This window comes from Streptomyces sp. NPDC107562 (genome assembly GCF_055657325.1).
On the sequence record NZ_JBVKBE010000002.1, the window covers coordinates 628,214 to 641,930 of the forward strand.

The window sequence follows — 13,717 nt, forward strand, 5'->3', positions numbered from 1 at the left end:
CCCTTACAGCCCCGACTCGGACGTGCGCACCAGGATGCGGCGGCAGTTCTCGCACCGCACCACCGTGTCCGGCGCCGCCTTGCGGATCTCGCTCAGCTCGGTGATGGCCAGCTCCTGGCGGCAGCCCTGGCAGGTCCGCTGGTAGAGCTTGGCCGCGCCGATGCCGCCCTGCTGCGCGCGCAGCTTGTCGTAGAGCCCGAGCAGGTCCGCCGGGACCGAGCCCGAGATGACCTCGCGCTCCTTCGTCACCGACGCCACCTCGCCGTCGATCTCCTCGAACGCGGCGTCCCGGCGCGCGGTCGCGTCGTCGATCTTCCCCTGCACGGAGCCGACCCGCTCGGTCAGCTCGGCGACCCGCTCCTGCGCGGACTCGCGGCGCTCCATGACCTCCAGCACGACGTCCTCCAGGTCGCCCTGCCGCTTGGCGAGCGAGGCGATCTCGCGCTGGAGGTTCTCCAGGTCCTTCGGGGAGGTCACCGAGCCGGAGTCGAGGCGCTGCTGGTCGCGGACGGCGCGCTGGCGCACCTGGTCGACGTCCTGTTCGGCCTTGGTCTGCTCGCGGCCGCAGTCGCTCTCCTCGGTCTGCGCGGCCACGAGCAGGTCGCGCAGCTGGACGAGGTCCTTGGACAGCGACTCGATCTCGGCGTGCTCGGGCAGCGACTTCCGCCGGTGCGCGAGCTGCTGGAGGCGGACGTCGAGGTCCTGGACGTCGAGGAGTCGGATCTGGTCGGCGGGCGCGGCGTTCAGTTGGGGGCTCCAGGAGTGTGCGTCGGGTTGGACGCCGCGTGGGCGGTCCAGGGGTCGGTGACCGTCTTCGAGACGTGGACCCGCAGGTCCCAGCCGTGACGGTCGGAGATCTCGTCGAGCTGGGCGGCCGCCAGCTCGCACCAGGGCCACTCGGTGGCCCAGTGCGCCGCGTCGAGCAGCGCGAGGGAACCGTGGGCGCGGTCCGCGACGAACTCGGAGACCGGGTGGTGGCGCAGGTCCGCGGTGAGGAAGGCGTCCGCCCCGGCCGCCCGTACGGCGTCGAACAGGCCGTCGCCGGAGCCGCCGCTGACGGCGACCGTGCGGACCTGCGCCTCGGGGTCGCCGGCCACGCGGATGCCCTGCGCGGTGGCGGGCAGCCGCTCGGCGGCGAGCGCGGCGAGGGCGCGGACGGTCAGCGGGTGGTCCAGTTCGCAGACGCGGCCGAGTCCGCGGCGCCCCTCGGGGTCGTTCGGGTCCGGCACCAGGGGCCGTACGACCCGCAGGTCCAGCGCCCCGGCGAGCGCGTCGCTGACGCCGGGGTCGGCGCTGTCGGCGTTGGTGTGGGCGACGTGCAGGGCGATGTCGTTCTTGATGAGCGTGTGCACGACGCGGCCCTTGAAGTGGTCCGCCGCGACCGTGGTCGTGCCGCGCAGATAGAGCGGGTGGTGGGTGACCAGCAGGTCGGCGCCGAGGTTCACCGCCTCGTCCACGGTCTCCTGCACCGGGTCGACCGCGAACAGCACCCGGGTGACGTCCTGCCCGGGATCGCCCACGACCGTGCCGACCGCGTCCCAGGACTCGGCCCACTCGGCGGGCCACAGGTTCTCCAGCGCGGCGATGACTTCAGACAGACGGGGCACGGGACAAAGGCTACCTGCCCGTTCTGCGCCGTTGAACCTGTGGCGCCGCCCCCGCCACGCTCAGCACACCCGTCCCCGTTCCCTCAGTCGAACCGCCGGACGGCCACCCTTATGTGTGAAGCGCCCGTCGGCCGGTGCCCCGCCTGTGCGTACGAAAACTAGCGTCGTCGCTGGAGGTGACCGAAAGATGACTGCCTGTGTTGTCGAGGCCACGGCCGGGAACGAGGACACGCCCTCCCGGCAGCCGGGCTGCGTGATCACGACGGACGGCACGTACGCCGCACGCCTCACCGTCAGCGGCGACTCCTGGTTCCCGGAGCGCTGGACGCTGGACGGACCCGAGCCCTACGCCGTACCGCTGCCCGGCAACCAGCCGGAGGAACCCGGCACCGAGGTGCAGCCGATGAGCGACGGCCGGGTGCTGATCCACCGTCTCGCCGCCGGCCGGCACGCCTTCTCGCTGCTCTACCCGACCGGCCCCGGCACCGGCGAGCTCCCGCTCGGGGCCGTCGAGTGCCCCGCCCCGGACACCCGGCTGCGGCTGCTGCCGCCGGCGCCGGGCGGCGACATGGCGTACGCCCTCGCCGTCGGCCCGCACTCCAGCACCGTGTGGCTGGTCGCGGGCGGCGCCTTCGGGCCGGAACACGTCGCGCAGGTCCCCGGGCGCTGCTCCGGCGGCGTGTGGCTGGACGCGTCGGGGCGGATGCTGGCCCTGGACCGGGAGTACGACGGCCGGACCAAGACGGTCGTGGTGGACCTCGGGCGGGGCGGCGAGGTGTCGCCGCTGCTCCAGATCGCCGCCGACAGCGACGACCGACTGCTGCTCGCCGACGCCGACAGCGGACTGCTCCTCATCGGTTCCGACGCGCCCTGCCCCGGTGCGGGGCCCCGGCTGGGCTGGGGGGTGCTGGGCAGCACGCTGCCGGTGCGGTTCCCCGACTGCCTGCGGTCGGCCGAGGAGTGCGCGGTGACACCGTTCGCGATCCAGCCGGGGCAGGTACTGACGCCGGAGAGCTGCGGCGTGGCGCTGCGCATCGACGGCCCGGACGGCAGCTGGGTGGGGGTGTGGCGGCCGGCCGAGCGCCGGGTGCGGCATCTTCCGGCGCCGCAGGGCTGGCTGGCCGGGACCGGCCTGTGGACCAGGGAGGGTGTGCTGCGGCTGCCGTACGCCACCGAGGGGGCGGCGTGCGGGGTGGCCGAGTGGTCGGTGCCCCGCGAGGCCCCGCATACGACCGGGGGCGGCGGTCCGCGGGCGGGGGGATCGGGGGACACGAGCCCGGAGGATTCGGTTCCGGACGGCGCGGCTTCAGCGGCTCTGCGCGCCGCGGAGCCGTCGGAACCGGGTCCTCCGGAGCCCGCGGCGCCGCGTCCGGTGCCGCTTCAGCAGGCACCGTTGGGTGGCCGTATGGCAAGTAGGTAACGAAGTAGTGCCGGTTGGCGTGTGCGCCTGGATCGGTCCCGAGGTGTCCTGGTTACACTCGCCCGGCTGTGAGCAGAAGATCATGTCGACGGGGTGAATTCTTCCGATGAGAGACGCCAGTACGTCCCAGCCGCTGCCCGACGCCGAGGACTCCACCGGCCACGGCCGGCACCGGGGTCCGGTCTCGACGCACGACACCGAGTCGGCCCCTCGCGGCCGGCATCGCAAGCCGGTGGAGCAGCAGAGCGAGTCGGCGGCCTGACGGTACGTCAATCAGCTGGACGAGAGGCCCCGTTCACCGCCACGGTGAGCGGGGCTTCAGCGTTCCCGCGCTATGCGCGCCGCAGTCCCAGCACCTCCACCGCGGCGAACGTCTCCCCCTGTTCCCGCTCGGCGAAGTGCGCGGAGAGCAGCGTGTCCAGTTCGTCGTACGTGAAGGTGTCCTGCTTGCTGTCGAACTTCGCCCCCACCCGCGGCCGTTCGACGACCGCGACCATGCCGCCGTGCACGACGAGGACCTGCCCGGTGATCCGTCCGGCGGCCGGCGCCGACAGATAGCCGACGAGCGGGGCGACGTGCTCAGGGGCCAGCGGGTCGAGGCCGGAGGCGGGGACGTCGGTGAACACGTCCTCGGTCATCCGGGTCCGGGCCCGCGGGCAGATGGCGTTGGCCGTGACGCCGTACTTCCCGAGGGCGTGCGCGGTGGACGTGGTGAGCCCCACGATGCCGCCCTTGGCCGCCGCGTAGTTGGGCTGTCCCGCGGAGCCCGCGAGGAACGCCTCCGAGGAGGTGTTCACGATCCGCCCGTACACGGTCCCGCCCGCCGCCTTGGCGCGCTCCCGCCAGTGCGCGGCGGCGAAGCGGGTGGTGTTGAAGTGGCCCTTGAGGTGGACCCGTATCACCGCGTCCCACTCGTCCTCCGTCATGGAGAAGACCATGCGGTCGCGCAGGATGCCCGCGTTGTTGACCAGGATGTCGAGGGTGCCGAACTCCTCGACGGCCAGGGCGACGAGCGCCGCCGCCTGGCGGTGGTCGGCCACGTCCCCGGTATGGGCGACGGCCGTGCCGCCCGCCGCGCGGATCTCGGCGACCGTCTCCTCTGCGGGGCCGGCCGAGGCCCGTCCCGTGCCGTCCCGGCCGGGCTGCCCGTGGTCGTTGACGACCACGGCCGCGCCGAGCCGGGCCAGTTCCAGCGCCTCGGCCCGGCCGAGCCCGCGCCCGGCGCCGGTGACGATCGCGGTCAGCCCCTCAAGTGGCGTTGTCATAGGACCCCTTCGGTGAGCTACGACCCCTTCGGCGTGGCGCTTCAGATCTCGATGCAGGTGCGCAGGGAGGTGCCCGTGCGCATCTGGTCGAGGGCCTCGTTGATCTCGGCGAGCTGCACCCGGTGGGTGATCAGGCCGGCGAGGTCGATCCGGCCCGCCCGCCACAGCGCGATCGTCCGCTCGTAGGAGCGCAGCACGTCGCCGCCGCCGTACAGGGACGGCAGGATCCGCTTCTCGTCGAAGAACAGCTCGAACATGTTGAGCTGGAGGACGTCGTCCATGGCGCCCGCCCCGACGACGACCAGGGTGCCGCCGCGCCGGGTGGTCTCGTAGGCCGTGCGGGCGGTGGCCGACTTCCCGACGACCTCGAAGACGTAGTCGAAGCCCTCGCCGGCCGTGACCTGCTGCTTGGCGTCGGCGAGTTCGTCCGGCGCGACGGCTCGGGTGGCGCCGAACCGCAGCGCGGCCTCCCGGCGGCCGGCGACCGGGTCGACGGCGACGATCTCCGCGGCGCCCTTCAGCCGCGCGCCCTGGATCGCGGAGATGCCCACGCCTCCGCAGCCGATGACGGCGACGGACGCGCCGGCCTCGACGTCGGCGGTGTTGAGGGCGGCCCCGAGGCCGGTGGTGACCCCGCAGCCGATGAGGGCGGCGATGTCGTAGGGCACGTCGTCGGGGATGGGGACCGCGCAGCGGGCGTCGACGACGACCTCCTCGGCGAAGGTGCCGGTCCCGGCGAAGCCGAAGAGGTCCGTGCCGGGACGCCGGTAGTTGGGGGTGCCCGCGTTCATGAAGCCGGCCAGGCACAGCTGGGTCTGGCCGCGTCCGCAGGCGGCGCAGGCGCCACAGGCGGGCAGCCAGCAGACGACGACCCGGTCGCCGGGCTTCAGGGCGGTGACCCCGTCACCGACCTCCGTGATCTCCCCCGCGCCCTCGTGTCCCGGCACGAAGGGCGCGGGCTGCGGCAGCACCCCGCTCATCGCGGACAGGTCCGAGTGGCACAGCCCCGTGGCGCGCACCCGGATCCTCACCTTGCCCGGGCCGAAGCCCACCGTCTCGACGTCGTCGAGTATCTCCAGCTTCTCCTGGCCGATCTCGTGCAGTACGGCTGCGCGCATGGTGCGGCTCCCCTCGAGAGGCGTTCACGTGTGCTGGACGACGGTGTCGGCCAGGACCGGCGCGTCGTCCCGTTCGACCGAGCTGACGGCGACGCGTACGGCGCCCTCCTGCCGCCACATGCGGATGCGCAGGGTCTCGCCCGGGTACACCACGCCCGCGAACCGGGTGGCGTAGGCGCGCACCCGGGTCACGTCGCCGCCGAGCAGCGTGTCCACGACGGCCTTGAGCGTCATGCCGTAGGTGCACAGCCCGTGCAGGATGGGCCGCTCGAAGCCGGCGACCTTGGCGAACTCGGGGTCGGCGTGCAGCGGGTTCCAGTCCCCGCTGAGGCGGTAGAGCAGTGCCTGGTCCTCGCGGACGGTCCGCTCCACGGTCCGCTCGGGCTCTCCGGCGGGCGGGTCGAGGCGGCTGGACGGCCCGCGGTCGCCGCCGAAGCCGCCCTCTCCGCGCAGGAAGATCTGCGCGTCGTTGGTCCACAGCGGGCCCTGCGGGTCGGCGACCTCGGTGCGCAGGACGAGGACGGCGGCCTTGCCCTTGTCGTACACGCCGGCGATGCGTGAGGTGGCGGTCGCGGTGCCGGTCGCCGGGATCGGCCGGTGCACCTGGAGCGTCTGGCCACCGTGCAGGACACGGGCCAGGTCGACCTCGACGCCCGGCATGGACAGCCCGCTGATCACGCCGGGGGCGCCCGAGCCGGCGACGGTGGCGAAGCTCGGCAGGACGTGCAGGCGGGATTCCAGGGTGTAGCGCAGTTCGTCGGGGTCGGTGGCCGGGAGGCCGGCACCGATGCCGAGGTGGTAGAGCAGGACGTCCTTCGCGGTCCAGACGATCTCGCCGGTCCGGGGTTCGGCGGCGAGGGCCTTGGCTGCGTCGATGGGCATGGGGCTCCTGAATGCTCACGGGGCTGGGAACCTCGGTGCGACCGTCCGCACCGTCGGCCGCACCGAGGTCGTCACGGGGCCGTGAAACCCGCCCGTTCTAGAACGCGTTCCAGTACGGCGACCCTCTGTATAGCCGAGCCGGTCGGAGTTGGGAAGGCTCCTGACGGTATGTCAGGTGAGCTTTGTTCATGTCTTCGCGCAGGCGGCGGCCGCACCCTGCGCCTACGCTGGCTCCGTGAACGAGATGCCCCGTGACCATCGGCCCGCCAAGTCCATCAGGGTGCTGCTCGCCGGGGACGGGGCGCTGAGCGGCGGAGGGCTCGCCGCCCTGCTCGGCCTGGTGGACGACATCCAGGTGGTCGCCCAGGTGCCGACCGGGGACGACCTGTTGGACGCGGCCCTCGTCCACCGTCCCGACGTCGCCCTCCTCGACGTCGAACTCCCCGGCATCACCGGGCCGGACGCCGCGGCGGCCCTGCGCCGGCAGGTGCCCGACTGCCGCGTGCTCCTGCTCACCACCTACGCCCGCCCCGGCCTGCTGGAGCGCACCCTGGCGTCGGGCGCCGCCGGCCTCCTCGTCAAGGACGGCCCCCTGGAGGACCTGACGACGTCCATCCGCCGCGCCCTCACCGGCGAAACGGTCATCGACCCGACACTCGCCGAGGCCGCCACGACCCCGCCGGAGCCGAGCCCGCCCGCCGTCTGACCCGGGTGGGGCGGTGGCGCCGAGACCGCAACACCGTCCGTCGTCCGACCCGGGTGAGGCGGTTAAGGCCGGACGGTCGACGACTCCGGCGTTATGACCGACGCCCTTGACGCCTCGCCGTCGGCATGACACGCGTCGGCATGACACGCGTCGGCCACCTCGCCCGGCGGGCAGCCGTCACGCCCCCGCAGCCGCCAGCCCCCCGGACCTCACCGCGCCCCCACCCTTCGCGGCAGCCACACCGCCATCAGTACCGCCCCCACCACCAGCACCCCCGCGCTCGCGCGGAACGCGAGGGCGTAGCCCTCCACCAGGGCGGCGGGGTGCGTGGGCTCGGTGCCGAGGGCCGAGCCGCTCTCGGTGCGGGCCGCCGCCAGGGTCGACATCACCGCCAGTCCGAGCGAGCCGCCCATCGTGCGGGAGGTGTTGACGAGGCCGGAGACCACTCCCGCCTCCCCCGGTTCCGCCCCCGACGTCGCCAGCGCGGCCAGCGGTGTCGCCGCCAGTCCGGCGCCCAGCATCATCAGGACGCCCGGGATCAGGATCGCCGTCAGGTACCCGCCCTCCACGGTGATCGTCGACTGCCAGCCGAAGCCCACCGCGGCCACCACCGACCCGAGCACCGCCACGTGCCGCGCGCCCGCGCTCCGCATCAGCCGCGGCGCGAGCTTGGAGCCGACCACCACGGCGAGCGAACTGGGCACCAGCGCGAGTCCGGCCTCCAGCGGCGTGTAGCCGAGCACGTTCTGCGCGTACAGCGTCATGAAGAACCACATGCAGAACATCGCCGAGCCGCTCAGCAGCATCGCCACGTTCGCCGAGGCCACGGACCGCAGCCGGAACAGCCGCAGCGGTATCAACGGAGCCGCCGTACGCGCCTCGACCAGCACGAACAGCCCGATCAGCACCAGCCCGGCGAGCAGTGGCACCAGGGTCGCCGCCGCCGTCCACCCCTCGGCCTCGGTCTGCGAGATGCCCAGCGCCAGCGTCCCGAGCCCGGCGGTCACCAGGACCGCTCCGGGCAGGTCGAGCCGTCGCCGCTCCCCGGCCCGGCTCTCCGGCAGCCCCCACAGCGCGCCGAGCAGCACGACCGCCCCGACCGGCACGTTGATCAGCAGCACCCAGCGCCACGACAGCCCGTCGACCAGCAGTCCGCCCACCAGCCCGCCCGCGGCGCCCCCGCCCGCGCCGACCGCGGTCCAGGTCGCTATCGCCCGCGCCCGGGCGGCGCCCTCCGGCACGGCGGACGTCAGGATCGTCAGCGTCGCGGGCGCCAGCACGGCCGCGCCCAGCCCCTGCACCGCCCGTGCGGCGAGCAGTTCCCACCCCTCACGGGCCAGCCCGCCGCCCAGCGAGGCCAGGGTGAACAGCGCGAGCCCGACCAGGAACATCCGCTTGCGCCCGTACAGATCCCCGGCCCGCCCACCGAGCAGCATGAACCCGGCGAAGGCGATCGCGTACGCGTTGACCACCCACTGGAGGCCGGGGCCGCTCAGTCCCAGGCCGGCGCGCATCGAGGGCAGTGCCACGTTCACGACGGAGATGTCGAGGACGACGAGGAACTGCCCGGCACAGGCGAGTGCGACCACCAGCCAGGCGGGGACGGCGTCACGACGGGAGATGCGGGGGTCCGCTGCGGCTCGGAGCATGCGGGTCATGCTCTCAACCGTCGCACTCCCGACGCATCGGAAATTCGCCCCAGAGTTTCTCCGCCCTCCGCCCTAGGGCACACGGCCACGCACTTCGCCGTTCCCCGTCTCTCATCACCCTCTTGCCTAAAAGCTTTAGGCAGGTGCACACTGGCATTCGGAAAAAGAGAAGGGCAATAGCTCATGGCACGCGCAGGACTGACCCCCGCCCGCCTCACCCAGGCCGGCGCCGAGCTCGCCGACGAGGTCGGCTTCGACGAGGTGACCGTCTCCGCGCTGGCCCGCCGCTTCGACGTCAAGGTCGCCAGCCTCTACTCGCATGTGCGCAACTCCGAGGACCTCAGGACGAGGATCGCCCTGCTCGCGCTGGAGGAGATGGCCGACCGGGCCGCCGACGCCCTGGCCGGACGGGCCGGCAAGGACGCGCTCACCGCCTTCGCCGCCGTCTACCGCGACTACGCCCGCGAGCACCCCGGCCGCTACGCCGCCGCCCAGCTGAGGCTCGACCCCGAGACGGCCGCCGCGAGCGCGGGCGTCCGGCACGCCGCCATGACGCGCGCCATCCTGCGCGGCTACGACCTCACGGAACCCGACCAGACTCACGCGGTCCGCATGCTCGGCAGCGTCTTCCACGGGTACGTCAGCCTGGAGCTGGCGGGCGGCTTCAGTCACAGCGCCCCGGACTCCGAGGAGTCCTGGCACCGCATCCTCGACGCCCTCGACGCCCTCCTGCGCAACTGGCCCACGAGCTGAGCGCGCCCGTCGACCCGCCCCGCGAGGGCAGGGGGGACAAGCACCGGCACCCCCGTACCCCTTGGCCCCGCAGCTCGAAACGCCCCGTAGCCCCCAAAGACCCGAAGCCCGGGAAGCCCCGTATCCCCCGAAGCCCGGGAAGTCCCGAAGCCCCCAAAGCCCTCGAAGACCCGGGAAGCCCCGGAGCCCCCGAAGCCCCGGAGCTCGGGAAGCCCCGAAGCCCCCCGAAGAGCCGAAGCTCGGCCGGCCCCATGGACCCCGAAGCCCCGGAGCTCGGCAAGCCCCATAGCCCCCAAAGACCCGAAGCCCGGCAAGCCCCGTAGCCCCGGAATCCCCGAAGCCCGGCAAGCCCCATAGCCCCCGAAGCCCGGGGCGCCCGGAGCCCGCCCCGTCCCCGAGATCCCGCAGCAACCCAAGACCACGACACCACAGGCAGAGGCCATGCATTCCTGGATCACCACCCCCCTGACCCCCGCCCACCTCCGCGGCGCCCTGGACGTCGAGCGCACCGCGCACGGCCTGCTCCCGCACCGGCTGCCCGCCGCCGCCCGCGCCCAGAACACCGACGCGCAACTGGAGATGGCCGAGTCCCAGCCGTCCGGCGTGCGCCTGGCCCTGCGCACCCGCGCCACCGCGATCGAGCTGGACACCCTCCCCACCAAGCGGGCCTACACCGGCGCCCCGCCGCGCCCGGACGGCGTGTACGACCTCGTGGTCGACGGCAGGCTCGCCGGCCAGGCCACCGCGCCGGGCGGCAACCTCGTCACGACCGACATGACCACCGGCGCCACCGCCCTGCGCGCCGGGGAGCCCGGCACCGTCCGCTTCACCGGCCTGTCCGGCCACGACAAGACCGTCGAGATCTGGCTGCCCCACAACGAGATCACCGAACTCGTCGCCCTGCGCACCGACGCCCCCGTCGAGCCCGCCCCCGACACCGGCCGCCCGGTCTGGCTGCACCACGGCAGCTCCATCAGCCACGGCTCCGACGCCGCGAGCCCCACCACCACCTGGCCCGCGCTCGCCGCCTCCCTCGGCGGCGCCGAGCTGATCAACCTGGGCCTGAGCGGCAACGCCGTGCTGGACCCCTTCACCGCGCGCGCCCTGCGGGACACGCCCGCGGACCTGATCAGCGTCAAGATCGGGATCAATCTGGTCAACCTCGACGTGATGCGGCTGCGCGCCTTCACGCCCGCCGTCCACGGCTTCCTGGACACGATCCGCGAGGGCCACCCCACCACGCCCCTGCTGGTCGTCTCCCCGATCCTGTGCCCGATGCACGAGGACACCCCCGGCCCCTGCCTCTTCGACTTCAGTGAGCTGAGCGCGGGCCGGCTCCGGTTCCGGGCGGCCGGCGACCCGGCGGAGACGGCCGCGGGCAAGCTCACCCTGAACGTCATCCGCGCCGAACTGTCCCGCATCGTCGAGCAACGCGCGGCCGACGATCCCCACCTGCACCACCTGGACGGGCGCGCGCTCTACGGCGAGGCCGACCACGCCGAACTTCCCCTCCCCGACGACCTGCACCCCGACGCCGCCGCCCACCGCCGCATGGGCGAGCGCTTCGCCGAGCTGGCCTTCGGCGCGAACGGGCCCTTCGCCTGACGCGACGGCTCCGGCACGGGCCGACTGACGAAAGATCAGATCCCCATGAGTCGGTCAAGGATTCATTAGTGTCCCGAAGCACCGGAATAGTTGCCCGAGCGCACGGGGTTCACACTGAACGTACTCACGATCTTCTTCCGGCCCGGAGGCCCCACCTCATGACGCTCACGACGACCGGCCGGCCCACCGCCACAGCGGGCGGCGCCGTCGTCCCCGTGCTCGCCTTCGCGGGCATCGTCGTCGCAGTGATGCAGACCCTGCTCGTCCCTGTCATCAAGGACCTGCCGCAACTGCTCGACACCTCGCCCAGCAACGCCACCTGGGTCCTGACATCCACCCTTCTCTCGGGGGCCGTGGCCACCCCGATCATGGGCCGCCTCGGCGACCTGTACGGCAAGCGGCGCCTGCTCGTGCTGAGCCTCACGGTGATGGTGTTCGGCGCCCTGCTCAGCGCGCTCAGCAGCACCCTGCTCCCCATGATCGTCGGCCGTACGCTCCAGGGCTTCGCGATGGGAGCGATCCCCCTCGGCATCGGCCTGATGCGCGACATGCTGCCGCGCGAGCGGCTCGGCTCGGCGATGGCCCTGATGAGCTCCTCGATAGGCGTCGGCGGCGGCCTGGCGCTGCCCGCCGCGGCCCTGGTCGCCCAGAACTCCGACTGGCACACCCTCTTCTACGGCGCGGCGGGCCTCGGCACGCTCGCCATCGTCCTCACCCTCGTCACCGTCCCGGAGTCCCAGGTCCGCGCGCCGGGCACCTTCGACCTGCTGGGCGCCCTCGGGCTGTCCCTCGGGCTGGTGCTGTTCCTGCTCCCGATCACGAAGGGCAGCGACTGGGGCTGGTCGTCGCCCACCACGCTCGGCCTGTTCGGGGCGGCCGCCGTCGTGCTGCTCCTGTGGGGCGTGCTGGAGCTGCGCATATCGTCGCCGCTGGTGGACCTGCGCACCACCGCCCGCCGCGAGGTGCTGCTCACCAACCTCGCGTCGATCATGGTCGGTGTCTCCTTCTTCGTCGTCTCCCTCGTCCTGCCCCAGCTCCTCCAGCTCCCCGCCGCCACCGGCTACGGCCTCGGCCAGTCGATGGTCGTCGCGGGTCTGTGCGTGGCCCCGCTGGGCCTGACGATGATGTTCACCGCACCGGTCTACGCCCGCCTCTCCGCCCGCTACGGCCCGCGCACCACGCTGATCATCGGCCTCCTGGTCATCGGCCTCGGCTACGCCGGCGGCCTCGGCCTGATGAGCGCCGCCTGGCAGACCGTCGTCACCTCGGTGGTCCTCGGCGCGGGCATCGGCCTCGCGTACTCCTCGCTGCCCGCGCTGATCATCGGCGCGGTCCCGGCCTCGGAGACGGGCGCGGCGAACGGCCTCAACACCCTGATGCGCTCCATCGGCACGTCCGTCTCCAGTGCCGTCATCGGCATGGTGCTGGCCAACACGGCGAACACCGTCGGGGGCGTGGAGATCCCCACCATGCAGGGCTTCCGGGTCTCCTTCCTGATCGCGACCGGCGCCGTCGGCGTCGGCCTGATCCTGGCCCTCTGCCTGCCCCGCCGCCGCCCCTCGGACGTGCCTCAGCTGCGGGCGAGCAGCGAGGAGGACGCCAACCTGGAGCGCGCCGTCGCGGCGCTCGGCGGTTTCCGCGGCCGGGTCCTGGCCGCGGACGGCGCACCCGTCGCCCGCGCCAAGGTCACGCTGATCGACCGGCGGGGCCGGCACGCGGGCTCGACCCTCTCCGGCGACGACGGCAGCTACGCGCTGGCGGTCCCGGCCGGGGGCCCGTACGTCCTCGCCGCCCAGGCGGCCGGACACGGCCCCCTCGCCTCCGCCGCGACCCACTCCGGCGCCGGCGACCCGATCGACCTGGACCTCGCCCTGCCCGGCGAGACGGTCACGGCCTGAGCCCTTCCCCGCACCCCCACCCGCACCCCCGGTCACCGCGTCGACCGGGGGTGCGGCAGCATGGGCGCCCGGACACCCCTGCGACCGGAAGGCTCCTGCCATGAGCGCGGCTCCCCCGCCCGAGATCCTGGCCTCGTTCGAGGCGGCGAAGGGGTTCATGCCCGCGGGTGAGGGCCTGGCCCTGTACGCGGCGGCCGTGGAGGCCGGACGGCTCGGGCTGCCGCTGCTGGAGGTCGGCACGTACTGCGGCCGCTCCACGATCCTGCTCGCCGACGCCGCCCGCGCGGCCGGCGTCACCGCGCTCACCGTCGACCACCACCGGGGCAGCGAGGAGCAGCAGCCGGGCTGGGACTATCACGACCCGCGGACGGTCGACCCCGAGCTCGGCCTGATGGACACCCTGCCCACCTTCCGCCGCACCCTGCACCGGGCCGGTCTCGAGGAGCACGTGGTGGCGCTGGTGGGCCGCTCCCCGCAGGTGGCGCGGATCTGGCGGACCCCCCTCGGTCTGGTCTTCGTCGACGGCGGTCACACCGACGAGCACGCCACCGCCGACTACGAGGGCTGGGCGCCCCATGTCGCGGACGGCGGCCTGCTCGTCATCCACGACGTCTTCCCCGACCCGGCCGACGAGTTCACCGGTCAGGCCCCGTACCGGATCTACCTGCGCGCGCTCGCCTCGGGCGCCTTCACGGAGGTCTCGGCGACGGACTCGCTGCGGGTGCTGCGGCGCACCGGCGCCGGGATCTGACCGGGCCGCCACCCGGAGGGACGTACACAAACCGGGGTCGTGCCCCGACGGCCGCTAGGGTGG

At 73.5% G+C, this 13,717-nt stretch carries 12 protein-coding genes and 1 pseudogene; 7 read left to right on the forward strand and 6 right to left on the reverse strand.

Going from position 1 to position 13,717, the window contains the following annotated elements; translation table 11 throughout:
* Positions 1-3 precede the first annotated feature (3 nt).
* The gene (locus ACZ7LV_RS08605) at positions 4-747 is read right to left on the reverse strand and encodes a zinc ribbon domain-containing protein (RefSeq protein WP_471937791.1); all 744 of its coding nucleotides are present in this window, start codon (positions 745-747) and stop codon (positions 4-6) included.
* Positions 744-1,607, reverse strand: coding sequence for a Nif3-like dinuclear metal center hexameric protein (locus ACZ7LV_RS08610; protein ID WP_471937124.1), 864 nt, complete (start codon positions 1,605-1,607; stop codon positions 744-746). Before ACZ7LV_RS08610 ends, ACZ7LV_RS08605 begins: the two co-directional genes overlap by 4 nt.
* A gap of 187 nt (positions 1,608-1,794) precedes the next feature.
* Here ACZ7LV_RS08610 and ACZ7LV_RS08615 point away from each other — a divergent pair, with 187 nt between their 5' ends.
* Positions 1,795-3,027 carry a hypothetical protein gene (locus ACZ7LV_RS08615; RefSeq protein ID WP_471937127.1) on the forward strand — a complete coding sequence of 411 codons (1,233 nt, stop codon included), beginning with the start codon at positions 1,795-1,797 and terminating at the stop codon, positions 3,025-3,027.
* A gap of 106 nt (positions 3,028-3,133) precedes the next feature.
* A complete protein-coding gene (locus ACZ7LV_RS08620) occupies positions 3,134-3,289 on the forward strand; it encodes a hypothetical protein (protein ID WP_471937130.1) in 156 nt (51 codons plus the stop codon).
* Positions 3,290-3,359: 70 nt separating this feature from the next.
* Here ACZ7LV_RS08620 and ACZ7LV_RS08625 read toward each other — a convergent pair whose 3' ends face one another.
* The 3 genes from ACZ7LV_RS08625 to ACZ7LV_RS08635 are packed head-to-tail and all read right to left on the reverse strand — an operon-like array spanning position 3,360 to position 6,292.
* Positions 3,360-4,292 (reverse strand): 3-oxoacyl-ACP reductase, encoded by a 933-nt coding sequence (locus ACZ7LV_RS08625; protein ID WP_471937132.1) that lies wholly within the window; start codon positions 4,290-4,292, stop codon positions 3,360-3,362.
* 41 nt (positions 4,293-4,333) lie between these two features.
* Entirely contained in the window at positions 4,334-5,410 is a 1,077-nt protein-coding gene (locus ACZ7LV_RS08630; RefSeq protein ID WP_471937134.1) for a Zn-dependent alcohol dehydrogenase, read from the reverse strand.
* 24 nt (positions 5,411-5,434) lie between these two features.
* A complete protein-coding gene (locus ACZ7LV_RS08635; protein WP_471937136.1) occupies positions 5,435-6,292 on the reverse strand; it encodes a MaoC/PaaZ C-terminal domain-containing protein in 858 nt (285 codons plus the stop codon).
* A 244-nt stretch (positions 6,293-6,536) separates the two neighbouring features.
* On the opposite strand from ACZ7LV_RS08635, the pseudogene ACZ7LV_RS08640 reads away from it, so the two are divergent.
* Positions 6,537-6,980, forward strand: a pseudogene (locus ACZ7LV_RS08640) (response regulator); the annotation flags it as partial.
* Positions 6,981-7,207: 227 nt separating this feature from the next.
* On the opposite strand, the gene ACZ7LV_RS08645 reads toward ACZ7LV_RS08640, so the two are convergent.
* A complete protein-coding gene (locus ACZ7LV_RS08645; protein WP_471937139.1) occupies positions 7,208-8,647 on the reverse strand; it encodes a DHA2 family efflux MFS transporter permease subunit in 1,440 nt (479 codons plus the stop codon).
* A gap of 183 nt (positions 8,648-8,830) precedes the next feature.
* Here ACZ7LV_RS08645 and ACZ7LV_RS08650 point away from each other — a divergent pair, with 183 nt between their 5' ends.
* From ACZ7LV_RS08650 to ACZ7LV_RS08665, 4 genes are all read left to right on the forward strand, one after another.
* Positions 8,831-9,400, forward strand: a complete 570-nt coding sequence (locus tag ACZ7LV_RS08650; RefSeq protein ID WP_471937141.1) for a TetR/AcrR family transcriptional regulator — start codon at positions 8,831-8,833, stop codon at positions 9,398-9,400.
* Positions 9,401-9,841: 441 nt separating this feature from the next.
* Complete coding sequence (locus tag ACZ7LV_RS08655; RefSeq protein ID WP_471937143.1) at positions 9,842-11,005, forward strand: GDSL-type esterase/lipase family protein; 1,164 nt, start codon at positions 9,842-9,844, stop codon at positions 11,003-11,005.
* 158 nt (positions 11,006-11,163) lie between these two features.
* Positions 11,164-12,903: an MFS transporter gene (locus ACZ7LV_RS08660; protein WP_471937145.1), complete on the forward strand. Its 1,740-nt coding sequence runs from the start codon at positions 11,164-11,166 to the stop codon at positions 12,901-12,903.
* A 100-nt stretch (positions 12,904-13,003) separates the two neighbouring features.
* Positions 13,004-13,654, forward strand: coding sequence for a class I SAM-dependent methyltransferase (locus tag ACZ7LV_RS08665; protein WP_471937147.1), 651 nt, complete (start codon positions 13,004-13,006; stop codon positions 13,652-13,654).
* Positions 13,655-13,717 lie beyond the last annotated feature (63 nt).

Excerpts from the sequence above, each read along its gene's own strand:
- ACZ7LV_RS08615 (WP_471937127.1), top strand. The coding sequence starts at position 1,795 with ATGACTGCCTGTGTTGTCGAGGCCACGGCCGGGAACGAGGACACGCCC.
- ACZ7LV_RS08620 (WP_471937130.1), top strand. The coding sequence starts at position 3,134 with ATGAGAGACGCCAGTACGTCCCAGCCGCTGCCCGACGCCGAGGACTCC.
- ACZ7LV_RS08625 (WP_471937132.1), bottom strand. The coding sequence starts at position 4,292 with ATGACAACGCCACTTGAGGGGCTGACCGCGATCGTCACCGGCGCCGGG.
- ACZ7LV_RS08630 (WP_471937134.1), bottom strand. The coding sequence starts at position 5,410 with ATGCGCGCAGCCGTACTGCACGAGATCGGCCAGGAGAAGCTGGAGATA.
- ACZ7LV_RS08635 (WP_471937136.1), bottom strand. The coding sequence starts at position 6,292 with ATGCCCATCGACGCAGCCAAGGCCCTCGCCGCCGAACCCCGGACCGGC.
- ACZ7LV_RS08645 (WP_471937139.1), bottom strand. The coding sequence starts at position 8,647 with ATGCTCCGAGCCGCAGCGGACCCCCGCATCTCCCGTCGTGACGCCGTC.
- ACZ7LV_RS08650 (WP_471937141.1), top strand. The coding sequence starts at position 8,831 with ATGGCACGCGCAGGACTGACCCCCGCCCGCCTCACCCAGGCCGGCGCC.
- ACZ7LV_RS08655 (WP_471937143.1), top strand. The coding sequence starts at position 9,842 with ATGCATTCCTGGATCACCACCCCCCTGACCCCCGCCCACCTCCGCGGC.
- ACZ7LV_RS08660 (WP_471937145.1), top strand. The coding sequence starts at position 11,164 with ATGACGCTCACGACGACCGGCCGGCCCACCGCCACAGCGGGCGGCGCC.
- ACZ7LV_RS08665 (WP_471937147.1), top strand. The coding sequence starts at position 13,004 with ATGAGCGCGGCTCCCCCGCCCGAGATCCTGGCCTCGTTCGAGGCGGCG.